Here is a 26,562-nt window from a genome sequence, read left to right on the forward strand (position 1 = left end):
ATAATGTTTATAATTATGAAGTATTGATTGTTGTATAGATTTTGAAGAGGGGGTAAGTTTCCATGACAAAGCACCCGGTAGTAGTCCGTTTGAAGACGGGTCTTCATGCCAGACCAGCCGCACTATTCGTACAAGAAGCGAATAAGTATTCGTCTGAGATTTTTGTGGAAAAAGATGATAAAAAAGTAAATGCAAAGAGTATCATGGGAATTATGAGCCTTGCAATCAGCACAGGAACTGAAGTCGTCATTAGTGCAGAAGGTGCGGATTCAGAACAGGCTGTAAACGCTTTAGTAAGTCTCGTAAGCAAAGAAGAACTGGAGAACCAATAATTCCACCATCTTTTTTGTAACGCCTAAATACAGAGAGAGCCTCGAGAAATTGCAGGTGTCATTAAGCTGGATTTGATCTTAATGACACCTGCGAGAAATCGGGGCTTTTTCGTTTTTTTGGACATGCTTGTAGATATTGAAACCTTTTTCAAGAATGCTGCGTCCAATGGTATAGATTGCAAATTCAAGGAGGTTAGATGAAGTGATGAACAAGAAATGGATGAAACCTTTTGCTGCCGCAGCCCTTGCTGGCGCACTACTGGTTGGAGGATGGAGCTGGTCTGCAGGCGGAACAGCGCTGGCACAGGAGGCAGCAGCAACACAGAACTTCGTATCGGTTACAGGAAAAGGTGAAATCGCGGTTAAACCGGATATCGCTTATCTGTCTATTGGTGCATCATCGGAAGCGGATACTGCCGCTGCGGCACAAAAAGCGAATGCAGCCAAAATTCAAAAGATCACTACACTCTTGAAGAATACCTGGAAAGTGGACAGCAAGGATATTCAGACGAATCAATTCTACGTACAGCCCAATTATACTTACAGCGAGAAAGACGGACAGAAAATTAAAGGCTACACCGCTTATCACACACTTAAAGTGTCTTATCGTAACCTAGAGAAAGTCGGTGAGCTGCTGGATGCTGCGACCAATGCAGGGGCTAACCAGATCGATAATGTTGTGTTCTCCATCGAAGATACAGAAGCGTTTGAAACACAAGTGATAGACAAGGCGATGGCGAATGCGAAGCTTAAAGCGGGAGCGATCGCAAATGCCGCACAGCGTCAGCTGGGTATCGTTCTTAGTGTCAGCCAGGGAAGTATTGATGAACCGGTAGCTTATTACAAGGAATCCATGGAACTGCAGTCTGCTGCTTCGAGTCAAGACAGCGCCAATACAGCAATTGAGAGCGGAGAGATCAAGCTGTCTACACAGCTGACGGTTCGATATGAGCTGAAGTGAGATTTTTTACTCCATGGGATCTAGAAAAATAAAAAATCCTCGGTCCTGAAGTTCAGGATCGAGGATTTTTGTTGTGTTTTACAGGCCTTGAGCAGCTGTGGAAGACTCCAGAACTTGGTCAACCAAACCGTATGCCTTCGCTTCTTCAGCGGACATGAAGTTATCGCGGTCTGTGTCACGCTCAATGCGCTCCAGCGGCTGTCCTGTACGTTCAGCCAGAATGTGGTTCAGCTTATCACGCATTTTGAGAATACGGCGTGCGCGAATTTCTATATCAGAGGCTTGACCTTGTGCTCCACCAAGCGGCTGATGGATCATGACTTCACTGTTAGGGAGAGCAAAGCGCTTGCCCTTCGCACCTGCGTTAAGCAGGAAGGCACCCATTGAAGCAGCCATACCCATACAGATTGTGGAGACATCGGGCTTAATAAATTGCATCGTATCATATATCGCCATACCCGCAGTGATGGAACCGCCTGGGCTGTTAATGTATAAATGAATGTCTTTCTCTGGATCTTCCGCAGCTAGGAACAGCATTTGAGCAATGATGGAATTAGCGACGACATCGTTGACATCACTGCCAAGGAAAATAATGCGATCTTTCAGCAGTCTGGAATAAATGTCATAAGCGCGTTCACCGCGATTGCTTTGTTCTACGACCATAGGAATATAACTCATGCGAAAAACCTCCTCAAAAAAATTTAGAGTTTAAGTTCACGAGACACGAGAACAGGAACTACATCTACATATACTCACTGTTTCCGTATTAACCACATCATAAACAATTTCAAACAAAAAGTCAAAGAAAGTCAAACTATTTTGATAAAAAAAGAAACCTGCTCGGTTTCATCGGTTAATTGTATATGGAACCATTAATAATAATGGCGCGCCCGCGAGGAATCGAACCTCGATCTCAGGCTCCGGAGGCCTACGTCATATCCGTTGGACCACGGGCGCATATTGTAACTGTCCGTGACAGCAATATTGATTATATCCGAATGTAAAAAAATTTGCAAGAGAGTCTCTTGATCGAGTTTGATGTGAGCCATATATGTACAACCTATGGATGAAGGGAATAAATGAAGGCTGAGAGAATGAATGTATGGCTTTTGAATTGTGATATTTTACACAAGCGAATAAAGGGAAAAGGCTTTGTAAAATATACTTTTGGACCCCTTGCATCACACGTCAGATTTAGTTAAAATATACGTGGGACTTAAAAAGTTAACCCGGGACATTTTTAGTCCACCTCAGAGACCGGAATGAAGGAGCTTGCGGAAGTGGATAGCATGCGAACGATATTAGAAGTGCAGAAGCAGCTTCTACCTGATCTCATGGACGTAATGAAGAAGAGGTATACCATTCTACGCCAGATCATGATTTCGGAAGTGATTGGAAGGAGAACTCTTGCGAACGCTATGGATATGACAGAGCGTGTACTTAGAGCAGAGACGGATCTGCTGAAGTCGCAAGGACTCATCGAGATCGAGACGGTGGGAATGAGAATCAGCCAGGCTGGAGAAGAGCTGCTTGAAATGCTTGAACCGGTAGCCAAGGAACTGTTTGGACTATCGGAGATGGAAGAGCAGATTAGAAGAACTTATGGACTTCGTAAGGTCATTGTCGTTCCAGGCGATTCGGAGAACTCGGAGTATGCCAAGCGTGAGCTTGGACGTGCCGGTGCCAAGGCGCTTCTCAGCGTCATGAACGATGAAGACGTTGTAGCTGTAACGGGCGGTTCCACGACAGCAGCGATAGCAGAGCATCTGACCCCGTCATCTTCTAAGAGAGATGTATGGTTTGTGCCTGCACGTGGCGGACTTGGAGAAAGTCTGGAGCTTCAGGCAAATACGATTGCTTCCATGATGGCCAAGAAGCTAGGAGCGCAATATCGGCTGCTGCACGTACCTGATCTACTAAGCAATCATGCCTATGATTCACTTATACAAGACTCCAACATACAGGAAATTCTGGATATGATCCGTAAGGCACGCATCGTGATTCATGGAATAGGCGGTGCGATGGAAATGGCCAAACGGCGCAAGCTGGCGCCTCAGACGGTTACTGAAATTCGTGATGAAGGTGCGGTGGCAGAATCCTTCGGCTATTATTTCAATAATGAAGGAGAGGTCGTCCATACGATGCTGACACTAGGTATGCGTTTGGAGGACATTAGACACACTGAGCTTGTTATCGCCATTGCAGGCGGTAAGAGTAAGGCAGCTTCGATACAGGCAGTGCTGCGCTTCGGGCAGGAAGATATTCTTGTCATTGATGAAGCGGCGGCAGCTGAAATTGTTAAAGATTTATAGAATTTGATTCACTGATTCGTTGTCTTGACGGGCCCTAACAGGCTTGTCTTGAATATATAAAATAAAAGCAAAACTTGGGAGGAACTTACTCATGGTAAAAGTAGGTATTAACGGTTTTGGACGTATTGGACGTAACGTATTCCGCGCAGCGCTGAACAACAGCGATGTAGAAATCGTAGCAATCAATGATTTGACAGACGTAAGCACTTTGGCTCACTTGCTCAAATACGACACAACTCATGGTCGTCTGAATGCAACTGTAGAAGCTAAAGAAGGCGCGCTGATCGTTAACGGCAAAGAAGTTAAAGTATTTGCTGAGCGCAACCCTGAGAACCTGCCTTGGGCAGCTAACGGTGTTGAAATCGTTGTTGAGTCCACTGGTATCTTCACAGCGAAAGAAAAAGCAGAAGCTCACCTTAAAGGCGGAGCTAAAAAAGTTATCATCTCTGCTCCAGCTACTAACGAAGATATTACAATCGTTATGGGCGTAAACGAAGAGAAATACGACCCAGCTAACCATACAGTAATTTCTAACGCTTCTTGTACGACAAACTGCTTGGCACCATTTGCTAAAGTTCTTGACGAGTCCTTCGGTATCGTTAAAGGTATGATGACAACTGTTCACTCTTACACTAACGACCAGCAAGTACTTGACCTGCCGCACAAAGACCTTCGTCGTGCTCGTGCAGCAGCTGAGAACATCATTCCTTCTACAACAGGTGCAGCTAAAGCTGTTAGCCTTGTGTTGCCGCAACTGAAAGGTAAACTGAACGGTATGGCAATGCGCGTTCCTACTAAGAACGTATCCGTAACTGACCTGGTTGTAGAGCTTGGCAAAAACGTAACTGTAGACGAAGTAAACGCAGCGCTTAAAGAAGCAGCTAACGGACCGCTGAAAGGCATCCTTAACTACTCCGACGAGCCGCTTGTATCCAGCGACTACAACAGCGACCCAGCTTCTTCCACAATTGACGCTCTCTCCACAATGGTAGTAGGCGACAACATGGTTAAAGTGGTTTCTTGGTACGACAACGAGTGGGGTTACTCCAACCGTGTCGTAGACCTCGCTGCTTACATTGCAAGCAAAGGTCTGTAAGACCAACGATCGGAATTTAAAATAAGGTGAAGAGGAGAACAAGGCTTTTGGTCTCCTCTTCACCATGATTTTATCTTTAATGCCAGAGAACCGGGGATACCGGATATAGAAGATTACATTATATAGAGATTATTACTTATATCATGCTGCTGTTTAATAAAAATGGGCTGTCCACCTTAAGGCCGGACGGTAACTGCACATAAGATGCCGGTGATTGGCTTTGGTAGATAGCGCTTAGGAGGAACGTGGAGATGAACAAGAAAAGTGTACGTGATGTAGAAGTAACAGGAAAACGCGTTTTTGTTCGCGTCGATTTTAATGTACCGCTCGAAGATGGAAAGATTACGGATGATACTCGTATTCGTGAAACACTGCCAACGATCAAATATTTGATTGAGAACGGTGCAAAAGTCATTCTTGCGAGCCATATGGGTCGTCCAAAAGGTGAATTCGTTGATTCTCTTCGTCTGACACCTGCTGCAAACCGTCTGTCCGAGCTGCTTGGCAAACCGGTTGCAAAAGCGGATGAAGCTGTCGGTGAAGCAGTAAAAGCAGAAATCGAGAAATTGAACAACGGCGACGTGCTTGTGCTTGAAAACGTCCGTTTCTATCCTGGAGAAGAGAAGAACGATCCAGAACTCGCAAAACAATTTGCGGAACTGGCTGACCTTTTCGTGAATGATGCATTTGGCGCAGCACACCGTGCTCATGCTTCCACAGAAGGTATCGCACATCATCTTCCAGCTGTATCTGGCCTACTGATGGAGAAAGAATTGTCTGTACTTGGCAAAGCATTGTCCAACCCAGAGCGTCCTTTCACAGCCATTATCGGCGGATCTAAAGTAAAAGACAAAATTGATGTGATCGACAACCTGTTGAACCTTGCAGACAACGTATTGATCGGCGGAGGTCTCACTTACACATTCTTCAAAGCTCAAGGTCATGAAATTGGACTTTCCCTTCTGGATGAATCCAAAATGGACGTTGCTCTTAGCTTCATCGACAAAGCGAAAAAGCTGGGCAAAAACTTCCTTCTGCCTGAAGATATCGTAATTACGAAAGAATTCAGCGCAGATGCAGAAACGAAGATCGTCAACATCGATGAAATCCCTGCAGACTGGGAAGGCATTGACATCGGACCGAAGACACGTGCGAAATATGCTGAAGTGATCAAGAACTCTAAGCTGGTAGTCTGGAACGGACCAATGGGCGTATTTGAGATTGAGCCATTCTCTCACGGTACTCGTGAAGTTGCAGAAGCTTGTGCAGCAACGGAAGGTTACACTGTAATCGGCGGCGGCGATTCTGCAGCAGCAGCAGAGAAATTCAATCTTGCGGATAAAATGGACCACATCTCTACAGGTGGTGGTGCTTCCCTGGAGTTCATGGAAGGTAAAGCACTCCCAGGTGTTGTGGCATTGAACGATAAATAATGGATTAGATTTGAGGAGGCGATAAACGGTGAGCAGAACAAAAGTCATCGCAGGTAACTGGAAAATGTTCAAAACCGTACCGGAAGCCACTTCGTTTATCGAAGCGGTAAAAGGCAAAGTCGAAGCAGAAGGCGTGGAGAGCGTAATTTGTGCTCCTTTTACGAACCTGCCGGCTTTGGTAGAAGCGGTTAAAGGCACGAACATCAAGATTGGTGCTCAAAACCTTCATTTTGAAGACAACGGCGCATTCACAGGAGAAATCAGCGGTTCGATGCTGAAGGATCTGGGTGTGGATTACGTGGTAATCGGACATTCCGAGCGTCGTCAGTACTTCAACGAAACAGACGAGACCGTGAACAAGAAAGTTCACGCTGCATTCCGTCATGGTCTTACACCGATCGTATGTGTAGGCGAGAAATTGGAAGAGCGTGAAGCAGATCAAACGAAGGACGTTTGCAAAGTGCAAACAGAAGCGGCTTTTGCAGGACTTGCTGCTGACCAAGCAGCTCAAGTGATTGTAGCTTACGAGCCAATCTGGGCGATCGGAACAGGCAAATCTTCGACTGCACAAGATGCAAACGAAGTGATTGCTTACATCCGCAGCATCATCAAAGGTCTGTACAACGAAGATGTAGCGAATGCCGTTGTTATTCAATACGGCGGAAGCGTGAAACCAGCGAATGTAGCTGAATATCTTGGACAAAGCGATATTGACGGTGCATTGGTAGGCGGAGCAAGCCTGGAGCCTGAATCCTACATCGCGCTCGTTCAGGGGGCGAAGTAAGATGACGGCACCAAAACCTGTAGCTCTGATTATTATGGACGGCTTCGGACTGCGCAACACAGAAGTGGGTAACGCAGTAGCTCAAGCGAAGAAGCCGAATTATGATCGTTACATGGCAAAATATCCGAATACAACCCTTACTGCTTGCGGTGAAGCGGTTGGACTGCCGGAAGGGCAAATGGGGAACTCGGAAGTAGGTCACCTCAATATCGGTGCAGGTCGTATCGTATATCAGGACCTTACTCGGATCTCCAAGTCCATCCGTGAAGGCGAGTTCTTCGATAACGAAACACTCGTAGGCGCAGTTCGTGCTGCGAAGACAACGGGTAAAAAGCTTCACCTGTACGGACTATTGTCCGACGGCGGCGTTCATAGCCATATTAATCACCTGTTCGCTATGCTGGATCTTGCCAAAAAAGAAGATATGCACGATGTTTACATCCATGCATTCCTCGATGGACGCGACGTATCCCCGGACAGCGGTATCAAGTTCCTGGAGCAATTGAATGCAAAAATTGCGGAAGTGGGCATTGGTAAAATCGCAACCGTTCAAGGACGTTATTATGCGATGGACCGCGACAAACGCTGGGAACGTGTAGAGAAGTCCTATCGTGCGATCGTGTATGGAGACGGACCGGTATATACGGATCCGATGGTGGCTGTCAAGGAATCCTACGAGAAATCCGTATTCGACGAGTTCGTTGAACCAACGGTCATCGTGAAGGAAGATGGACAACCTGTGGGACTCGTGGAAAGCGGCGATTCTGTCATATTCCTGAACTTCCGTCCTGACCGTGCAATTCAGCTGTCTCAAGTGTTTACCAACCAGGATTTCCGTGGTTTCGATCGTGGAGACAAATTCCCTGAAGGACTTCACTTTGTATGTCTTACACTCTTTAGCGAAACCGTTGAAGGATATGTAGCATACTCTCCGAAGAACCTGGATAATACGCTTGGTGAAGTGCTTGTTCAGAACAACAAGAAACAACTTCGTATTGCGGAAACAGAGAAGTACCCGCATGTTACTTTCTTCTTCAGCGGCGGCCGCGATGTTGAGCTTCCTGGCGAGACTCGCATTCTTATCAATTCGCCGAAGGTGGCAACTTATGACCTGAAGCCTGAGATGAGCGCTTATGAAGTAGCGGATGCTTGTGTGAAGGAGATCGAGGCAGACAAACATGACGCGATCATTCTGAACTTTGCAAATCCGGACATGGTGGGTCACTCCGGTATGCTGGAGCCAACGATCAAAGCAGTAGAAGCAACCGATGAGTGCATGGGCCGTGTGGTAGAGGCTGTTCTTGCAAAAGGCGGCGTCGCACTGATTACAGCGGACCATGGTAATGCGGATATGGTATTTGATGAGAACGGCAGACCGTTCACAGCACATACAACCAATCCGGTTCCATTCATCGTGACATCTGAGAACGTAGAGCTCCGTGATGGCGGAATTCTGGCAGATATCGCTCCAACGATCCTTGATTTGATGGAACTTCCGCAGCCTGCGGAAATGACCGGACATTCTATTATTTCAGGACGCAAGTAAGCTGTTAAACGAACCGATTTGCAATCCTATGCGCGTATAGGGTTTAATGATAGAAGATGCTATATAGCAAAAATGAATCGAAGAAAAAAGGAGAGTAATTACTCATGACAATTATTTCTGACGTATACGCACGCGAAGTCCTTGACTCCCGCGGTAATCCTACAGTAGAAGTTGAAGTATATACAGAGTCCGGTGCAATCGGACGCGCAATCGTTCCATCCGGTGCTTCCACCGGTGCACACGAAGCGGTTGAGCTTCGTGATGGCGACAAAGACCGTTACCTTGGCAAAGGTGTTCTGAACGCAGTTAAGAACGTAAACGAAAAAATCGCTCCAGAAATTATCGGTATGGACGCTCTTGATCAATTGGGTATCGACAAACTGATGATCTCTTTGGATGGTACGCCAAACAAAGGTAAATTCGGTGCGAACGCAATCCTTGCTGTATCCATGGCAGTCGCTCGCGCAGCTGCAGACGCTCTTGATCTTCCACTGTATGTATACCTTGGCGGATTCAACGCGAAACAGCTTCCAGTTCCAATGATGAACATCGTTAACGGCGGTGAGCATGCGGACAACAACGTGGACGTACAAGAGTTCATGATCCTGCCTGTAGGCGCTCCTTCCTTCAAGGAAGCTCTTCGTACAGGTGCTGAAATCTTCCACAGCCTCAAATCCGTTCTGAAAGCAAAAGGACTGAACACAGCTGTAGGTGACGAGGGTGGTTTCGCTCCTAACTTCACTTCCAACGAAGACGCTCTTGGCGCGATCATGGAAGCTATTGAAAAAGCAGGCTACAAACCAGGTGAAGACGTTCTTCTTGGTATGGACGTTGCTTCCACTGAGTTCTACAAAGATGGTAAGTACACACTCGCGGGTGAAGGCAAATCCTTTACTTCTGCTGAGTTCGTAGACCTTCTTGCTTCTTGGGTTGATAAATACCCAATCGTTACCATTGAAGATGGCTGCTCCGAGGACGACTGGGAAGGTTGGAAGCTCCTTACTGAGAAACTGGGAGACAAAATCCAACTCGTTGGTGACGACTTGTTCGTTACAAACACAGAGCGTCTGTCCAAAGGTATCGACGAGAAGATCGGTAACTCGATCCTTATCAAAGTTAACCAAATTGGTACACTGACTGAAACATTTGATGCAATCGAAATGGCGAAACGCGCTGGTTACACAGCAGTTATCTCCCACCGTTCCGGTGAATCCGAAGACAGCACAATTGCTGACATCGCGGTTGCAACAAACGCAGGCCAAATCAAAACGGGTGCACCTTCCCGTACAGACCGTATCGCGAAATACAACCAACTTCTTCGCATCGAAGATCAATTGGGTGAACTCGCTCAATACAACGGCCTGAGCTCTTTCTACAACCTGAAAAAATAATAAGCTTTTCAGCTTATTACAGAGAGTCGCCCATCGGGGCGGCTCTTTTTTGCTTACACCCCAGTGTATGCTGCACGATTGCAGATTAATGTTCGTTCTGCCGATATAGAGGAGAGAAAGGAGGTGCGTAATGGATATCGCAGCAATGTCTACAGTTATGTCTATGACAGCCGTGAAGCAGGCAGCATCCATTCAGGTGCTGAATATGGCGAAGAGTCAAGCGGAAGTGATGGGCAATCAGATGGCGCAGATGCTCTCTCAGAGTGCGCCGCATCCGACCTCAGGTCATTCGATTGATCTGAAAGCTTAAGGACTTTCGGATTGTATATGTGCAGAGCGTATGGTACAATAAAAATATTGTTTACTGCGTGGAGTTACGCACATTTCGTATAGGAGGTGGAAGTTATGGATATCGTTTTGAAATTGCTTCTCGTTATTTTCGCCATCGGTGTAATCGTCGTCGTTCTTCTTCAACAAGGTAAAAGTGCGGGTCTTTCCGGTGCCATCTCCGGCGGTGCGGAACATCTATTTGGCAAAACCAAAGCACGCGGATTGGAACTTGTATTGCAACGGGTTACAGTTGGTCTCGCAGCAGGGTTTATGATCCTTGCGATTCTCGTAGCTGTATTTGAATAATTCAACACTTGGACGTTTAGAGCCTTCGTTCCTCAGAGGAACGAAGGTTTTTTGTAATTAGGGCTATTCGCCTGATCTAAGAGCTTTCTCGACCAAAGTGCACATTTGAGTATATGAGAAATCCATACTTGGATTAAATTCGTGTATACTAGGGTAAGATTTTACTAATGATATCAAGACTGACAAAGTACATAAAGGCCTACTCTTATGTTTCCTAGAGGTGAACTAAATGATAACTGAACAACAATTACTTGATTTTATGCTGGAGACGGCCTATAAACCGATGACGTATCAAGAACTGGAGCAGCACTTCGGCATCGAAGATGCGGCTGAGTTCAAAGCGTTCTTGAAGCTGCTGAATCAGCTGGAGGACGAGGGAAGAATTGTCTTGACCCGTACGAACCGTTACGGTGTGCCAGGACGCATGCAGATGGTGAAGGGAAGATTGCAGGCTCACGCGAAGGGCTTTGCTTTTCTCATACCCGAGGATCGTGAGCACCCGGATGTCTATATTCATGCAAATGACCTGAAGAGTGCGATGAATGGAGATACCGTGCTTGTTCGTGTAACCTCCAAGGGACCTGAAGGCGGACGGCTTGAAGGTGAAGTCGTTCGTATCGTCAAGCGCGCTGTAGTACAAGTCGTGGGTGTGTTTCAGAGCCAGGAGGTATATGGGTTTGTTATTCCAGATGACAAACGTATCAATCGTGATATTTTTATCCCGAGGACGGGCTTTAATAATGCGGTAGATGGCCAGAAGGTCGTCGTCAATATTGTAAGCTATCCAGAGGGACGTGCTGCTGCAGAAGGAGAAATCATCGAAATTCTAGGTCATAAAGATGACCCGGGCATCGATATTTTGTCCGTCATTCGCAAGCACCAGCTGCCTGAGGCATTCCCGGACGAAGTCTTAGAAGAGGCAGAACAGGCCCCAGACTCCATTACGGAAGATGAGATTATTAAGCAGGGCCGCAGAGATTTGCGTGGACTGAATATTGTGACCATTGACGGAGAAGATGCGAAGGACTTGGATGATGCGGTCAACGTAGAGCGCCTGCCAAACGGTCATTATCGTCTGGGTGTTCATATTGCGGATGTCGGCTACTACGTACGCGAGAATTCCAAGCTGGATCAGGAAGCGTATAACCGGGGCTGCAGCGTGTACTTGGTGGACCGGGTTATTCCGATGCTGCCGCACCGTTTATCCAATGGAATATGCAGCTTGAATCCCCAAGTGGATCGGCTCACCATGTCCTGTGTGATGGAATTCAATGAGCAGATGAAGGTCGTAAACCATGAGGTCTTCACCAGTGTGATCAAAACCAAAGAACGTATGACCTATAAGAATGTGTACAAAATCTTGGAGGAAGAAGATCCTGAGCTGATCGAGCGGTACAGCGAGCTGGTCGACGACTTCAAGCTGATGAAGGAAATCGCGATGAAGCTGCGTGACATGCGTATGCGCCGGGGCGCGGTAGACTTTGATTTTGAAGAAAGCAAGATTCTCGTGGATGAGGAAGGCAAGCCGGTTGATATCGTCAAGAGAGAGCGTACGGTGGCCGAGCAGATCATTGAGGAATTCATGCTGGCGGCTAACGAAACTGTAGCAGAGCATTTCCACTGGCTGAAGGTGCCGTTCATCTACCGTGTCCATGAGGACCCGGATCAAGAGAAGCTTCAGAACTTCCTGGGCTTCGCTGCGAACTTTGGATTCCACGTTAAGGGTCGTGGCAACTCCATTCATCCAAGAGCGCTTCAGTCTTTGCTTGAAGATATTCAAGGTACGAAGGAACAGACGGTTATCAGCACGATGATGCTTCGTTCCATGAAGCAGGCGAAATACGATTCGGAAATGTCCGGACACTTTGGTCTGGCTGCGGAATTCTACAGCCACTTTACGTCACCGATCCGTCGTTATCCGGATCTTGTAATTCACCGTGTCATGCGAGAAGTGTTCGAGAATGGCGGCGCGCTTCCAGAGAACCGACAGGAGTACCTGGCGAGCCGCATGCCTGACATTGCTCAGCAGTCCTCAGAGCGGGAACGTGTAGCCGTTGAGGCCGAACGTGACACCGAGAAGATGAAGAAAGCACAGTACATGCTGGATAAAGTCGGAGAAGAGTTTGACGGCATGATCAGCAGTGTGACCAGCTTCGGCATGTTCATTGAGCTTGAGAATACGGTAGAAGGCCTTATTCGACTCAGCATGCTGACCGATGACTATTATCATTTTGATGATCAGCACATGATTCTGATCGGCGAGCGGACCTCGAAGATATTCCGTATCGGGGATGAAGTGAAGATCCGTGTAGCACGGGTCAATATGGATGAGTACACCATTGATTTTGAAATGGTAGATATGAAGCCTCGGCAGGAACGCGGTCCAGGTTCGGGATTTGGCGGAGGCTCCCGTCGTGAAGGCCGTGAGGGCCGCGGAGGCAGAGACAGCCGGGGCGGTCATCAAGGCGGACGAGACAGCCGCGGCGGTAAGAGCGGCGGTGGAAACCGCGGCAAAAATGGCGGCAGAGGCGGACAGCAGGGAGCTTCCGGTACGGAATCGCGCGGAGGACAGAGCTTTGGCTTTGGCTCCGGTAAAGGCGGCTACAGCTCACCAGGCGGATCCTCTACCGGCTTCGGAGAAGGCGGACGTGGTGGACATTCAGGCCAGGGTAAAGGCCGCAAGAAAAAAACGTCGAAGAGCGGCGTGTTCATTGGTGAACAAGCTGCACAGGCGCCAAGCGGCAATCCGGCTAATGGTGGAGAAGGCTCCGGCAAGCGCAAGCGTAAGCCTAAAGGGAAAAGCGGCGGAAACGGCATGGCAGCATTTGTCCGTAAGAAAAAGAAATAGGGCATCCGATAAGCCGTATGATTAGGTCAACCAGAGATATCTGGTTGGCCTTTTTTTATAGGTTCCTGCAGGCAGGGATTATGCTAGAGCCTTCCCCTTGCGGTTATAAACTGCGGTGATGCTTCATATAATCGGCGGGGGCAATACCATAATGCCGTTTGAACGTCTTGCTGAAGTGGGGATAATCCGTATACCCCGTTCGTTCGCACGCTTCGGATGCGCTGCAGGCTTGCTGTTCAAGCAGTATTCTAGCTTCCTCCATTCGGAGCTTGATGAGATATTGTACATAGCTCAACCCCGTTTCCTCCTTAAACAGCCTGCTGAAATAGGTCACAGACATCCCCGCTATATCTGCAGCCTGCTGTACGGAGAGGTCACTTGCATGAAGGTGCTTCCGTGTATGAGCAATTGCTTTTAGAATCTGGTTACGTGAGCCGAAATTGCGATCCTGCTTAATCAGGTCTAAGAGGAGTGTGACGTATTGGAGAAAGGCGGCTTCGGGTTCGGCAGAATCTGACTGAATCGCTCCGCCTTTGTTTGAAAGAAGATAAGTTACATCAATTCCCCGTGTCTTAAGCATATCGTTCAGGTCTGATTTGATCTGATCGATGATCATGTTCGGAGGTACAGCAGGTGCATCCTGCAGCAGTCCTTGATCCAGAAGGTGGACAGCTGCTTGATGAGCGGCTGTCTCATCCAGTTTCCATATGCTGTTCTCAAGCTTCTTCAGCAGCTCCAGCTGATGAACAACCCATTGCTTCTGGTGTAGGAGCTGCTGTTTGCGGGACTCGATTTTGTGAAGGATCGATTCAAGTGCTGCTTTGAATTTGTCAGGGCTTACCGGCTTCACCAGGTAATCTTCCACACCGAGCTGCAGTGCAGTCCGGGCATACTCGAAATCACTGTAGCCGGAAATAATGAGGAACACCACATGAGGGTTCGCTGCTCTGGCCTGCTCGATGAACGTGAGTCCATCCATCGCTGGCATGCAGATGTCTGTTACAATCAGATCAGGCTGCTCGGATAACAGCAGGAGTGCTTCCTGTCCATCCTCAGCCTCACCAACAACTTGATACGGGAGTCCAGAGGACTCCACCTGCTTCGCAAGACTGGCATGAATCATGTACTCATCATCCGCAATAATGACTTTATACATTCAAGATCCCTCCTTATTTGTTATGGACGGGCCGTCTGTAGATGGAGTGGCAGTTTAATCTCAATGACGGTACCGGCAGGACCGGAGGAATGAATGGTTAACCCGTAATCACATTCAAAGGACAGCCTAAGCCGCTCATGAACACTGGTGAGCCCGATTCCGCTGGATTGCAGTGGTTCCCATTCCACCCTGGATTCCTCACCATTAAGGAAGTACTGATTCAGCATTTCCATTCGATTCTCTTCCATTCCTTTACCATGATCCGTAATTCGCAGTATATAATTCCCGTCCGTATCCACTGTTCCGGTCAGACCGATATAGGAAGGCGGCAGACGGTGGTGCTGATAGCCATGAATAAATGCATTCTCAACGAGCGGCTGCAGTGTCAGCCGAACCAGCGGAATTTGATCCATTACTGACTCTTCAATGCAGATATCGACCGTTAATTTTCGATACCTCGCCTTTTGGATATCCAAATACGCCCTTAAGTGCCCGATCTCCTCCCGAAGTGTAACGATCTGATGAGCATTCTTCAGGTTATAGCGGAACAGATCGGCGAGGGAGGTTGTCATTCGGCTGATCACCATTTGGTTGTCGAGGATGGCATGGGCATTAATGACTTCAAGTGTATTGTACAGAAAATGAGGATTAATCTGGGATTGCATCGCGTGAAGCGCCGATTCCTTCTGCTTCAGACTCAGCTCACGCTCTTTGAGCTTGGCGGATTGAACCTCGCTCACGAGTCGTTTGAGCTCCCCCACCATATGGGAATAGCTGCGGAACAGCCCGCCGATCTCATCCTTGCGTCCAGTCATACGGGTGATAGGGGTAGAAAAATCACCGGATTGTATGCGTTTCATGAAATGCTGGAGCAGTGATAAGGCGCGGCTGATCTGTAAGGAGAATCCGCCCATAACGAGAAGTGTCACCAGCATAATAACGACAAACAAATATACGGTAGTTGATCTTAGATTAAGGAGCTCAAACACGATAGCATTCTTAGGCTGTTCCAGTGCCACCGCCCATTTGGAGAGAGTGGCCTCCTCATATAATAAAATATTTTCGCTGTTGCCTTCGTATTCATGTATTAGGCCGGCAGGCTCTGCTGAGAATTTCTCCGCAAGGGATGCCGGTAAGAGATCGTTAATCCGTTCCTTGTCCGGATGGTACAGGATGCGGTTATTCTGCGTATCGGCAATCCACAGGTGAAGGTCCTCTCTGGAGACGTTGCTGCAAATACCGGCAATCTGATCGAGATTCAGATCAACCACGAGCAGTCCCTCATAGAGGTAGCTTTTACTGCTCGGTATTTTTCGGATTAATGTCAGCACGGGCTCTGAACCAATATAGCGGATCCCCGTCATATGAAAATCATCCATCTGATCCATGTCCGCTAACAGCAGCCGATTACGCTGCCTGATGCTCCGCATATCGAGCATTTCTTCTGAGCGGCTGTAATCACTGACCTGCATGCCGTTCTTGGCAAGAACGGAGAGCCCGACCAGATCATCACGTCCATATAGCATTTGGGCGAACAGTCCTTTTTCGATGGCATCAGATAGCTTCAAGTACTCATAAGGGGTCATGCTGGAACGATTGATTAGGGTTTGGATATGCGGATTCGATAGAAAGGGGTAGGTTGAAGTTTCCAGATTAGATATATATAGATTCAGATATTCGCTGGTTTGAGTCACGATTCGTTCGTTGGATGCGATGGCAGACTCTTCAATGGTGCGGGTTGATGCATTGTACCAATAGGAGCCGAGGATGATTACAGGCAGACAGACAAAGATCAGGCTGATTGCAATCAGTCTCTTATTAATAGACAGGCTGGATAAGATATGAACCACCTCTCTTTGCGATGTGAATCAGGTGAGTGCAGGAAAAGACAACTAGAGTAGGATTAACCATTCCTCCCTCACTTACAATATTTACAATATAAGATGTGGATGGAATTACTATAGCGGGGGGCGGTTAAATGGTCAAGCGTAAGAAGGTGTCCGTACTCGTATGTATGCTGCTTGTGTTCTCTGTATTCGCGGCAGCTTGCAGTGGAGGAGGCACGAATGGAGGCAGTGAAGGAGCCGGCACAGATCCAGAGACCAATGGGGAAACGGTTCAGGAAGAGGTAGCCATCACGCTGGGATATTACTCTGATGGCAAGAGCGACGCCAAGATGAAGGAACTGATCGAGAAGTTCACTGCCAAGTTTCCGAATATTAAAGTAGATACGCAGAGTGCGCCGTATGGACAGTTCTATCAGAAGCTCGACACACAGATTGCCGCAGGCAAAGCACCGGATGTCTGGCTGTCGGACGGAGCGCTCGTCATGAAGTATGCCGAGAGAGGCACGCTGAAGGACGTAACCGAGTGGATTGACCGTGATCTGAACAAGGATGACTATTACGGACTGGAGTTCAACAAGGATGCAGATGGACGATACTGGGGCATTCCGCAAGGCATTCAAATCGGGGTCCTGTATTATAACAAGGATCTGTTTGATAAAGCCGGAGTCGAATATCCGACAGAGGAGTGGAGCTGGGAAGATCTGAAGACAGCTGCGACTCAGCTGACGGTAGATGGAAGCGGAAAGGCTGCTGCAGAGGAAGGGTTCGATGCGAATACCGTTAGTCAGTTCGGACTTACATTTTTCAGCATAACCGAGGGCTGGTTCACGGTACTTAAATCGTACGGCGGCGGCATTCTCGACGAGACCGGCACACAGTCAATTGTAGACTCCGATGGCAACAAAGAGGCGATGAACTGGATCGTCGATGGTATGCAAAAAGGCATCTTCACCGATCCCGTGGATCTGAAGAGCTTCCAAAGTGCGATGGCTGTGTTCCCGAGCGGGTCAGCCGCGATGCGAATCGGCATTTATGCCCGTGTTCAGGCAGCTAATGAAGCGGGACTGAATTATGATGTCACCGTGCTGCCGACAGGTCCGGACGGCAAACGCTTTGCTCCGGTTATCGCGAACTCATGGGTCATCAGTGCGAAAGCCGATGAGGCTAAGGCTGCTGCAGCATGGGAATGGATGAAGTTCTGGGCTACGGAGGATGAGGTGCAGAAGGAATGGGCAGCGCTTGGGGAGGCCGTTCCGGTCAAGAAGTCAGTAGCTAACTCCGACGTGTTCTTAACCGCTGGGGAGAAGCCTGAGAATCGTCAGGCGTTCCTCGACAGCTTTGAATTTGCAGGGACACTGGATACCAATGCGGTATGGGAAGAGTGGGTATCCAAATTCAATGAGAATGCAGAGCGTGCTTTCCTTGGTGATGCTACGGTGGATGAGTCACTGACGAAGGCTAATGGAGAAATTCAGGATGTGCTGGATGCATTTTATGAGAAATAACGAAGCCAAAGGAGCTGCCGCGGATGACACTGAGCAAATCGACGAGAGCCGTGCCCAAGAGAGGGCATAAGCTAAAGTCCGCGGGCCGCAGCCGCTACTTGCGATCGGAAGGAAGATGGGGACTCCTGATGGTGTCCCCGTATCTTATTCATTTCGTCGTGTTCGTCGCCGGCCCGCTACTTGTCTCCCTGTATTTCAGCTTTTCCGATTATGACATGCTGACGCCGCCGCAGTGGATTGGGACAGAGAACTATAACAAGCTGTTTAACGAGCCGCTGTTCTGGAAGTCGCTGTGGAATACGATCTATTTTGCCATTTTATTTGTGCCGCTGCAGACGATTCTCGCCCTGGTTCTGGCTGTGATGCTGAATCAGAAGCTAAAAGGACTCAAATGGTTCCGAATGGCACATTTTATCCCGGTTATCTCCTCGTGGACGGTCATCCTGTATGTTGCGGATGCGATTTTTAATCCTCGGTTCGGATTTGCCAACTCCCTGCTGGTGAAGTGGGGATTTGAGCCGCAGCAATGGCTGAACAGTGAAAACTGGGTTATTCCGCTGCTCGTCATTATTGCCGTTTGGAAAGGTATAGGGTACATTATGGTGCTGTTCCTGGCAGGTCTGCAAAATGTCCCGAATGAGCTGTACGAGGCTGCTGAGATGGATGGTGCAGGTGTGCTTCGCAAGTTCAGGAGCATCACCGTGCCGCTGATCTCGCCGACGACGTTTCTAGTCATTATACTCAGTACAATCTCCACGTTTCAGGCGTTTGAGCAGATCTATGTCATGACAGGCGGCGGGGACATTGCAGCAGCAGGAGGCCCGCGTGATTCCAGTCTTGTGCTAATGCTCTACCTATACCGTGAAGGCTTCTCATTCCTGCATATGGGCTATGCCTCGGCGATCGCCTGGGTGCTGTTCATTATCTTATTCAGCCTGACGCTCGTGCAGATGAAGCTGCAGAACCGCTGGGTGCATTACAACTAGGTGCTCATTCAAGCTCCTGATCTAATCAGATTAGCAGCTAATAAGGTCTTATTTAACTGAGAAGAAGCGTCTTCCTATAGGAAGGAGGTCAATCCATGAAATCCTCTCGTAAGAAATCAGGTAAAATCATCGCTTATATCGCAATCATGATCAGCTCGCTCATTATGCTGGTGCCTTTTGTTAAGGCGATTCTGAACTCATTAAAAACATATGCAGAATACACCGCCGTACCGCCGACCTGGTTCCCAAAAGACTTTCAGTGGTCCAACTATGCGGAGGTACTGAAGCTGGGCGATTTTGGCACACAGACGATGAACAGCTTCATTGTTGCCATTCTGTCTGTGGTCGGAACCTTACTGTCCTGCTCACTGGTGGGGTATGCCTTTGCCAGGCTCCGTTTCCCCTTTAAAAACGTTCTGTTCATGTTTGTACTCGGCACGATGATGATCCCTCCAGTAGTTATCATCATTCCACATTTTATCATCTTCAACTCGATGAACATGCTGGATACACTTACACCGCTGTGGGTAATTGAATGGCTTGCCCAGCCGTTCGGCATCTTTCTGATGCGGCAGGCTTTCCTCAGCATACCGGGAGAGTATGAGGAGTCGGCCAAGATGGAAGGAGCCAACCCGCTGAGGATCTACTGGCGCATTTATATGCCGCTGAGTCTGCCGTCGCTCGCGACACTCTCCATTTTTACATTCATGACCAAATGGAATGAGATCCTGGCACCGTCCATTTATTTGAGCTCCAGCGAGAAGTTTACCCTGCCAATCGGCATCTTGGGTCTCAAAGGGCAATGGGTCGGCAATGAGCAGCTGATGGTCGCTGCGGCGCTGATGAGTTTGCTGCCGATTCTGCTCGTATTCCTGTTTGCGGAGAAGTACTTCGTGCAGAACCATACGGCTTCAGGCATTAAATAATGCGGGATTGAATGTTGCCCCGTAAGGAGGAAGAGAAAGGTTGGATCATAACGAGATTAGCCGAGACGGTCAGGACAAGACAAAATCATCTCATCATAGTCCACCACCGCGTGCTCACACGCAGCTGCGTACTGACACGCAGGAGGATGGCATTGTGTCTCACGACCGTTTATTTCCCGTCGCGGCTTTCAGTGGGACCCTGATCGAGTACAGCCTTCCGGAAGCAATGAGAATTACGGCTGAACTTGGTTTTGATGGTATTGAGATTGCCTGCAGATCACCTCATCTTCCGCTGGATATGCCGCTTCAGGAAGTCAGGAAAGTGAGAGAGCGGGCAGAGGAGCTGGGACTTGCCATTCCAGCCTTAGCAGGATATGTCGGATACTTCTCTAACTTGACGGAGGAGGAGTGTAAGTCTGCTTTAGAAGATGTTCGGCAGCTTATTCAGATCGCAAGTGTAATGGGTGTCCCTTATGTTCGTGTGTTTCCGGGTGCCCCCAATGCATTTAAGGCAGAGGAGCATCATTATGAGCAGGCAGCCCGGTATTTGCGAGCCTGCGTAGAAGAGGCGGCGGAATCTGGGGTTCAAATCCTCATTGAAATTCATAACCAAACGCTGATAGAGGACGCCGTTAGCGCCATGAAGCTGCAGGGATTAACAGGGGATGACAGGCTGGGATTCATCCATGATGCAGGCAATATGTACATCTCCGATGTTGATTATGGGGCTGAATCGGTTCAGCAGCTCGGTGCTTCTCTCTGCCATGTCCATGTAAAGGATGAGCGGAGAATGGCGGCTGCGGGTGAGGAAGGGACGTTTGTCAATCTGACTCGCCATGGGAATGAGGCATTCATGCAGTGCCGGCTGGGAGAAGGCGAGGTAGATCACGCTCCGCTGCTGGGGGCTCTGCATCAGAGCGGATATAGCGGGTGGATTACGCTGGAATGTGCAGCGCCTTATCCTGCGGTGGAGCGCCTCGCTTATGATCTGAAGGAGATTCAAAGATTGATGGCACAAGCGAAGGCACAGAATCAGGGCTGAAGAAGAAGTGCGAATATTGAGGAGAAATTACTAAAGCCGCTAGATTCAGGAGTCACTTGGGAAGTAGCACAGGTGAGATGAGGGATTCAGCAGTAGCAGCAGCATAGGGAAGTTAAAAGAGCTAAAGTGAAGCTGCAGTTTATATTGGTGAAGGCAAGTGCAACTGAGGGTAGAGGGCGAGGACGGGGAGCATTCAGTAGAGTTACGCGTATTGGAGCATGACATTTTGTAAAGATCTCTTAGCGGAAAGGAGAGGTATGATGTCATCTGTAAGAGGCTTGCCTGGATCAGGAAAGGCAGAGAAGTTTGCGGTGATCGGCTGTCAGCATCCGCATATCTCGATTTTTATCGAGGAGATGCTGGAGCTGGGTTATGCGTGTGCGGGTATATTTGAACCAGGTGATCTGGCACTGGCCACTCAGCTGGCGGCCAAGTATCAGCTGCAGCTTGTAGACAGCAGTAAGGAGCTGCTTGAGCAAGAGCAGGTTCAAATCATAGGGAGCTCTGCCGTGAATAACCTCAAATTGGAGATCGCACTCCAATGTGAGAAATACGGCAAGCATCTGATGCTGGATAAGCCAGCGGTTGTTCACTGGAAGGGGTATAACGAGCTTGAGGAGCTAATTAGTAGAGGAAATATTCAGCTAGGAATGCTGTTAACAGAGCGTTATCGCCCTTCATTATATACGCTGCGCGAAATGGTGCTGAATGGTGAGCTGGGAGAGATCATGAGTATCACCATGCGGAAGCCGCATCGGCTGCGGCCGGAGACCCGTCCTTCCTGGCACTTCAACAAGCAGGAGTCAGGAGGCATTATTGTTGACTTGCTGGTGCATGACTTTGATCTGCTGCGCTGGCTGACCGGTCAAGAGATTCACAGCATCCAGGCAGCAATGGGAAAAAGAATCCTGCCACAGTATCCAGATTTTTATGATACGGCCGCTGTTCAAATCGTACTGGATGGCGGAGTCAGCGCTCAGCTGTATGCGGATTGGCATGCCCCGGAAAAATGCTGGACTTGGGGAGATGGACGCATCTTCGTGACGGGCACCTTGGGGAGCGCCGAAATTAGGCTCGCAGGTGATCCGGCAGCGAAGCTGGATGGTGAAGAGGAGCTGCTGCTCATGATGACCCATGAGGAGCCCTTGCAGCAAGTGCCGCTGCGTATGCCTCCTGTTCGTATCGTGGAGGATTTTATAAACCGGATTGAGGGGAAGCCGCATGAATTTACGCATGAGGATCTCTTGGCAGCTACAAGAGCCACATTAATGGCAGATGAGCAGGCAGAGCGGGTCCTTGTTTACTCTAAAAAGGAACATATAAGGAAAGGGTGAGCGGTTATGTCAGCAGGAATAATACCTGTGAGATATGGGATTGTGGGCTGCGGAATTATTGCGGAGGTTCATGCCAGTGAGATCGCAAAACTACCGGAGGCAGAGCTTGTGGCCGTATGTGATGTGAACCCGGATCAAGCCGCTCGATTCGCTGCACAATATGGCGCAGCAGCATACTCGAATCTGGATGAGTTATTAGCAAGGCCCGACATCGAAGTGGTATCCATCTGCACACCCAGCGGACTGCACGAGGAGCAGGTCATTCGAGCGGCAAGAGCGGGCAAACACATCCTTGTCGAGAAGCCGATGGCGATCCAGATGGAAGGCGTAGAGCGCATGATTGAAGCCTGTGAACAGGAGGAAGTTCTGCTTGCTACCGTATTTCCCCGCCGCATGTCACCGCAAGCACAGTACGCGAAACAGCTTATTGCCTCTGGCGCGCTTGGCAAGCTGAGTCTTTGTTCCGCCTACGTGAAGATCTATCGGAGTCAGGCTTATTATGACAGTGCGGGATGGCGTGGAACATGGGCGATGGACGGAGGCGGAGCCATGATGAATCAGGGCATACATACCGTGGATATGCTCCAGTGGCTGGCAGGCCCAGTTGCTTCGCTTGAGGGAAGAGCCCGAAATGTACTGCGAGATATTGAGGTGGAGGACACGGTAACCTCACTGCTCCAATATGAAAATGGTGCGATGGGTGTACTGGAGATTACGACAACCGCTTATAAAGGGAAGGGTCAGCGTTTAGAGCTATATGGAGAAACGGGCACACTGATCATTGAAGAGGATGATATCGTGATGCTTGAACTGGATGGAGCAGAGGTTACACTGCCGGAGTTTGCCCCTTTTGCCGTCATTCCAGACGGGCATCGGGAGCAGCTTCGCGATTTGGCTTATGCAGTGCGTGAAGGACGTGCACCGGTGGTACCGGGGACAGAGGGAAGGCATTCGCTGGAGATCATTTTGGGGACGTATGCATCCTCACGTCTGAAGCAGGAGATTAAGCTCAAAGAGCATTTTTCAATGGTGTAGGGGAGCAGCAGGAATGCAAAATTGAGATGGAATCCGAAATAGGCTGTTAGGAAGAAAGGCGGGTGAGAGGGTGAGTGAGCTCATGATTACACCAGTATTTCAAACACAGGCAGATCAGCTGAAGGTCAGCGTATATGCAACACGCGAAGAGATGGGGAAGGCGGCTGCCGCAGAGGCCGTTCGTTCTTTACAGCAGCGGCTACGCACACAGGAGCGGGTGAGAGTTATTTTTGCTGCAGCTCCATCGCAAAATGAATTTTTGCAAGCGCTTATGGAAGCAGCCGATGTGGAGTGGGGCAGGGTGGAGGCTTTTCATATGGATGAGTATATCGGGTTGTCCCGGACGGCAGAACAAAGCTTTGCCAGATTTGTAGAGGAGCGGGTCATACAGGCGGCAGAACCGGGGCTAAACGCATGGCACCCACTAAATGGGAAGGCAGAACCGGCAGTGGAGTGCCGCAGGTATGAGGAGCTCTTGAGGGAGAGACCGATTGACTTTGTATTTATGGGGATTGGTGAGAACGGTCATATTGCCTTCAACGATCCTCCGGTGGCTGATTTTGCAGATCAGGCTTGGGTGAAGCCGGTGGAGCTGGATGAGGCGTGCAGGCAGCAGCAGGTGAATGATGGCTGCTTTCCGAGCTTCGACGAAGTACCCACCCATGCGCTTACATTGACGGTGCCCGCACTCATGTCCGGAACAGAGCTGTTCTGTATGGTGCCAGGACCGACAAAGAAGCAGGCGGTATATAACACGGTGAACGGTAAGATTAGCGAAGCTTGTCCGGCCAGCATTTTAAGAACCCACCCGAGGTGTACTTTGTATGTAGATTTGGCAGCTTGGGGTGAAGGAGAGGGATAGACAACAAGGTTAGAACCATTGTGTATTTAAGCATGTTATTACTTGCTATCGAGCGTCGTTAAGACGCTTTTTCTATGAGAAGGGGGCCTGTTCAGATGATTAACGTACGATATAGGGAAGCTGTGCATTATGCCACAGGGGATCCAATCAGGGTGGAGATGACAGATGATAGCTTGGCTGCTCTAGCAGGTATGAACAATGAAAAGGTCTATTTTGCGCCAGGTCTAGTTGATTTGCAGGTTAATGGATACATGGGTATTGATTTTAATAGCCCAGATCTTACGGTGGAGCAGGTTCACCAAGTAACTAGACTGTTACAAGCCGTTGGTGTCGTGAAATACTGCCCGACTGTAATTACAAACCGTGAAGAAGCAATGAGTCAGTCTTTGCGAATAATTGCGGCAGCCTGTTCAGTAAATGAGATCACAAGGAGGAGCATAGCGGGGGTGCATTTGGAAGGTCCTTTTATCTCACGGGAGGACGGCCCCAGGGGAGCACACCCAGCGGAATTTGTGATTGCACCGGATATAGATCTGTTTCAGCGCCTGCAGAGTGCTGCCACAGGGATGATCCGGATTGTGACGATGTCACCCGAGTGGGCTGGGAGCCAGCTGTTTATAGAACAGTGTGTGCAGGAAGGAATCATTGTATCCGTAGGGCATACAGCGGCGAGCAGTGAGCAGATTGTTGAGGCCGTAAGAGCCGGGGCATTCATGTCTACTCATCTTGGCAATGGCGCACATCTGATACTTCCAAGACATCCCAACTACATATGGGAGCAGCTAGCCGCTGATGAGCTATACACCTGCTTTATTGCGGATGGATTTCATTTGCCGGATGCGGTCCAGAAGGTCATTATGCGCGTAAAAAAGGAAAAGGCCATACTTGTCAGCGATGCGGCCCATTTGGCGGGTTTACCGGCAGGGGATTATAAGACGCATATTGGTGGAAGAGTAACACTGACGGAATTAGGAAAGCTTCATTTGACCGCTCAGCCGGAGCTGCTTGCCGGATCGGCTCAAATGCTGATTCAAGGAATCAGCCGATTGGTTCGCGAGGGGTTGTGCTCATTGGAGGACGCATGGAATATGGGATCTATTCATCCTTGGGGACTGATAAATAAGTATAGTGAATTTCAGCCTGAGCTTGAGCCAAGTGTTCTTTTTACAATGCGAGATGGGGAAGTGCAAGTGCTTCAAACCGCTGGCAGAGGGGTACAACGCATATAGGGGTTTGTTACCTTGATTTCTCATCATAGAATTTGATACAATGAAGTCCGGAAATGATTGTTATTTCCCGCAGTCTTATAGACGAAATGACCGTCAGTGCTTGCTACAATACGATACGAAGAGGTGAAGAGAACATGGCGAAGAAGAATGACGGCAAGGTATTAGCGCAGAATAAGAAGGCTTCCCATGACTATTTCATCGAGGATACGTATGAAGCAGGAATGGTGCTGACTGGGACAGAGATCAAGTCTCTGCGGAATGGGCGTGCGAATATTGGAGATGCGTTTGCGACCATTCGGAACGGCGAGATCCATATTCATAACATGCATATCAGCCCGTTCGAGCAAGGGAACCGCAATAACCCGGAAGATCCTACGCGTACGCGTAAGCTGCTCTTGCACAAGGCACAGATTAACAAGCTGCTGGGTCTGTCGAAGCAGGAAGGATACTCCATCGTGCCGCTCAAGATTTACGTTCGCAATGGATATGCGAAGCTGCTGCTTGGACTAGGTAAAGGTAAGAAGCAATATGATAAACGTGACACCGCCGCGAAGCGGGATGCACAGCGTGATATCCAGCGTGCACTGCGCGAGAAGCAGAAGGTTGCTCGGTAAGTTGATTTAGCGGTGCTTTTGAACGAATGAAGTGACATTTAATGTCTGAGTTAGCTCTGTTGCAGCTGGTCAGAATAGGTTAGGTATGACGCGCTTTTCCAACTCTCTCCTTGTTTACCTGCAAGTTATAGATTGGAGTAAGTCGCATTATATATATTATTGTGATATACTAAGGAAGTACGAGAGAGAACAAGTGCTCTGGTATAACCAATTGCTTCTAGTCATCCTTTCACCATGGAGGGGAAGGATGCGGAATAGATCTACTGGTGCTCTTATTGATCCGATCTATCCAGGAGGCCCTTTATAACAAGGGGGCGTTTTTGGATTCGACGGGGATAGTTCGAGCATGAGTAGCGGGTAGTGGGGACGCGTCCGCTTCATCAACGCTAAAGCCTATTAAACGGCAAACAACAAAACAACTACGCTTTCGCAGCTTAATAACCTGCGTGCGTGCTCTCGCTCTGTATCGCCCATGTACCGGGATGAGGGCCCAACTTTAGTGGGATACGCTGTCTAGTCTCCGCCTGCGGCTAGCTGAAGAAGACAAACAGGCTGACCCAACGTAGAGCCGGTTACGGGGCGCTACTCGGGTGACATCAAAACTGTGACTACACCCGTAGAAGCTTATGTGGCGTTATCTTCGGACAGGGGTTCGACTCCCCTCGCCTCCATTTCTAAGTACTCAAA

23 protein-coding genes, 1 tRNA gene and 1 other RNA gene are annotated in these 26,562 nt (G+C 48.8%); 21 read left to right on the top strand and 4 right to left on the bottom strand.

Features of this window, described 5'->3' with window-relative positions; translation table 11 throughout:
• Positions 1 to 62 precede the first annotated feature (62 nt).
• Entirely contained in the window at positions 63 to 332 is a 270-nt protein-coding gene (locus tag BLW49_RS26640; protein ID WP_047913898.1) for an HPr family phosphocarrier protein, read from the top strand.
• A 205-nt stretch (positions 333 to 537) separates the two neighbouring features.
• A complete protein-coding gene (locus BLW49_RS26645) occupies positions 538 to 1,293 on the top strand; it encodes an SIMPL domain-containing protein (protein WP_076315553.1) in 756 nt (251 codons plus the stop codon).
• Positions 1,294 to 1,371: 78 nt separating this feature from the next.
• Here BLW49_RS26645 and clpP read toward each other — a convergent pair whose 3' ends face one another.
• Together clpP and BLW49_RS26655 are read right to left on the bottom strand one after the other, a co-directional pair.
• Complete coding sequence (gene clpP, locus BLW49_RS26650) at positions 1,372 to 1,971, bottom strand: ATP-dependent Clp endopeptidase proteolytic subunit ClpP (RefSeq protein ID WP_090727906.1); 600 nt, start codon at positions 1,969 to 1,971, stop codon at positions 1,372 to 1,374.
• A 204-nt stretch (positions 1,972 to 2,175) separates the two neighbouring features.
• A tRNA-Arg gene (locus BLW49_RS26655) sits at positions 2,176 to 2,250 on the bottom strand.
• Positions 2,251 to 2,582: 332 nt separating this feature from the next.
• Between BLW49_RS26655 and BLW49_RS26660 the strand changes: the two genes are divergently transcribed.
• From BLW49_RS26660 to rnr, 9 genes are all read left to right on the top strand, one after another.
• On the top strand, positions 2,583 to 3,605 hold the full coding sequence (locus tag BLW49_RS26660; protein ID WP_047913959.1) for a sugar-binding transcriptional regulator: 1,023 nt from the start codon (positions 2,583 to 2,585) through the stop codon (positions 3,603 to 3,605).
• 91 nt (positions 3,606 to 3,696) lie between these two features.
• Positions 3,697 to 4,701, top strand: a complete 1,005-nt coding sequence (gap, locus tag BLW49_RS26665) for a type I glyceraldehyde-3-phosphate dehydrogenase (RefSeq protein WP_047913901.1) — start codon at positions 3,697 to 3,699, stop codon at positions 4,699 to 4,701.
• A 251-nt stretch (positions 4,702 to 4,952) separates the two neighbouring features.
• Positions 4,953 to 6,134, top strand: a complete 1,182-nt coding sequence (pgk, locus tag BLW49_RS26670; protein WP_076315555.1) for a phosphoglycerate kinase — start codon at positions 4,953 to 4,955, stop codon at positions 6,132 to 6,134.
• A gap of 28 nt (positions 6,135 to 6,162) precedes the next feature.
• Positions 6,163 to 6,918, top strand: coding sequence for a triose-phosphate isomerase (gene tpiA / locus BLW49_RS26675; protein ID WP_076315556.1), 756 nt, complete (start codon positions 6,163 to 6,165; stop codon positions 6,916 to 6,918).
• A 1-nt stretch (position 6,919) separates the two neighbouring features.
• Positions 6,920 to 8,464: a 2,3-bisphosphoglycerate-independent phosphoglycerate mutase gene (gene gpmI, locus BLW49_RS26680; protein ID WP_090727908.1), complete on the top strand. Its 1,545-nt coding sequence runs from the start codon at positions 6,920 to 6,922 to the stop codon at positions 8,462 to 8,464.
• A 104-nt stretch (positions 8,465 to 8,568) separates the two neighbouring features.
• Entirely contained in the window at positions 8,569 to 9,855 is a 1,287-nt protein-coding gene (eno, locus tag BLW49_RS26685) for a phosphopyruvate hydratase (RefSeq protein ID WP_076315558.1), read from the top strand.
• Between the two features lie 130 nt (positions 9,856 to 9,985).
• Positions 9,986 to 10,165, top strand: a complete 180-nt coding sequence (locus BLW49_RS26690) for a YjfB family protein (RefSeq protein WP_047913905.1) — start codon at positions 9,986 to 9,988, stop codon at positions 10,163 to 10,165.
• A gap of 95 nt (positions 10,166 to 10,260) precedes the next feature.
• Complete coding sequence (secG, locus tag BLW49_RS26695; protein WP_047913906.1) at positions 10,261 to 10,491, top strand: preprotein translocase subunit SecG; 231 nt, start codon at positions 10,261 to 10,263, stop codon at positions 10,489 to 10,491.
• A gap of 229 nt (positions 10,492 to 10,720) precedes the next feature.
• A complete protein-coding gene (gene rnr, locus BLW49_RS26700) occupies positions 10,721 to 13,339 on the top strand; it encodes a ribonuclease R (RefSeq protein ID WP_090727909.1) in 2,619 nt (872 codons plus the stop codon).
• Between the two features lie 103 nt (positions 13,340 to 13,442).
• Here the strand turns inward: rnr and BLW49_RS26705 are convergent, their stop codons facing one another.
• Both BLW49_RS26705 and BLW49_RS26710 read right to left on the bottom strand, forming a co-directional pair.
• Positions 13,443 to 14,495, bottom strand: coding sequence for a response regulator transcription factor (locus BLW49_RS26705; RefSeq protein ID WP_090727911.1), 1,053 nt, complete (start codon positions 14,493 to 14,495; stop codon positions 13,443 to 13,445).
• A gap of 20 nt (positions 14,496 to 14,515) precedes the next feature.
• A complete protein-coding gene (locus BLW49_RS26710) occupies positions 14,516 to 16,345 on the bottom strand; it encodes a cache domain-containing sensor histidine kinase (protein WP_090727912.1) in 1,830 nt (609 codons plus the stop codon).
• 128 nt (positions 16,346 to 16,473) lie between these two features.
• On the opposite strand from BLW49_RS26710, the gene BLW49_RS26715 reads away from it, so the two are divergent.
• From BLW49_RS26715 to ssrA, 10 genes are all read left to right on the top strand, one after another.
• Positions 16,474 to 17,847, top strand: coding sequence for an ABC transporter substrate-binding protein (locus BLW49_RS26715; RefSeq protein ID WP_256209944.1), 1,374 nt, complete (start codon positions 16,474 to 16,476; stop codon positions 17,845 to 17,847).
• A 23-nt stretch (positions 17,848 to 17,870) separates the two neighbouring features.
• Positions 17,871 to 18,833 carry a carbohydrate ABC transporter permease gene (locus BLW49_RS26720; RefSeq protein ID WP_090727914.1) on the top strand — a complete coding sequence of 321 codons (963 nt, stop codon included), beginning with the start codon at positions 17,871 to 17,873 and terminating at the stop codon, positions 18,831 to 18,833.
• A gap of 95 nt (positions 18,834 to 18,928) precedes the next feature.
• Positions 18,929 to 19,759 carry a carbohydrate ABC transporter permease gene (locus tag BLW49_RS26725; protein ID WP_090727915.1) on the top strand — a complete coding sequence of 277 codons (831 nt, stop codon included), beginning with the start codon at positions 18,929 to 18,931 and terminating at the stop codon, positions 19,757 to 19,759.
• A gap of 40 nt (positions 19,760 to 19,799) precedes the next feature.
• Positions 19,800 to 20,801: a sugar phosphate isomerase/epimerase family protein gene (locus BLW49_RS26730; protein ID WP_256209946.1), complete on the top strand. Its 1,002-nt coding sequence runs from the start codon at positions 19,800 to 19,802 to the stop codon at positions 20,799 to 20,801.
• Positions 20,802 to 21,058: 257 nt separating this feature from the next.
• Positions 21,059 to 22,135 carry a Gfo/Idh/MocA family protein gene (locus BLW49_RS26735; protein WP_256209947.1) on the top strand — a complete coding sequence of 359 codons (1,077 nt, stop codon included), beginning with the start codon at positions 21,059 to 21,061 and terminating at the stop codon, positions 22,133 to 22,135.
• Between the two features lie 6 nt (positions 22,136 to 22,141).
• On the top strand, positions 22,142 to 23,170 hold the full coding sequence (locus BLW49_RS26740; protein ID WP_076315567.1) for a Gfo/Idh/MocA family protein: 1,029 nt from the start codon (positions 22,142 to 22,144) through the stop codon (positions 23,168 to 23,170).
• Positions 23,171 to 23,252: 82 nt separating this feature from the next.
• Positions 23,253 to 24,032 carry a glucosamine-6-phosphate deaminase gene (locus tag BLW49_RS26745; RefSeq protein ID WP_090727941.1) on the top strand — a complete coding sequence of 260 codons (780 nt, stop codon included), beginning with the start codon at positions 23,253 to 23,255 and terminating at the stop codon, positions 24,030 to 24,032.
• A gap of 95 nt (positions 24,033 to 24,127) precedes the next feature.
• Entirely contained in the window at positions 24,128 to 25,261 is a 1,134-nt protein-coding gene (locus BLW49_RS26750; RefSeq protein ID WP_090727918.1) for an N-acetylglucosamine-6-phosphate deacetylase, read from the top strand.
• A 134-nt stretch (positions 25,262 to 25,395) separates the two neighbouring features.
• Complete coding sequence (gene smpB / locus BLW49_RS26755; RefSeq protein WP_090727920.1) at positions 25,396 to 25,875, top strand: SsrA-binding protein SmpB; 480 nt, start codon at positions 25,396 to 25,398, stop codon at positions 25,873 to 25,875.
• A gap of 310 nt (positions 25,876 to 26,185) precedes the next feature.
• Positions 26,186 to 26,549: a transfer-messenger RNA gene (gene ssrA / locus BLW49_RS26760) on the top strand.
• The last annotated feature ends 13 nt before the right edge of the window (positions 26,550 to 26,562 follow it).

The sequence above is a fragment of the Paenibacillus sp. PDC88 genome, from assembly GCF_900106725.1.
Classification (GTDB): Bacteria; Bacillota; Bacilli; order Paenibacillales; family Paenibacillaceae; genus Paenibacillus; species Paenibacillus shunpengii.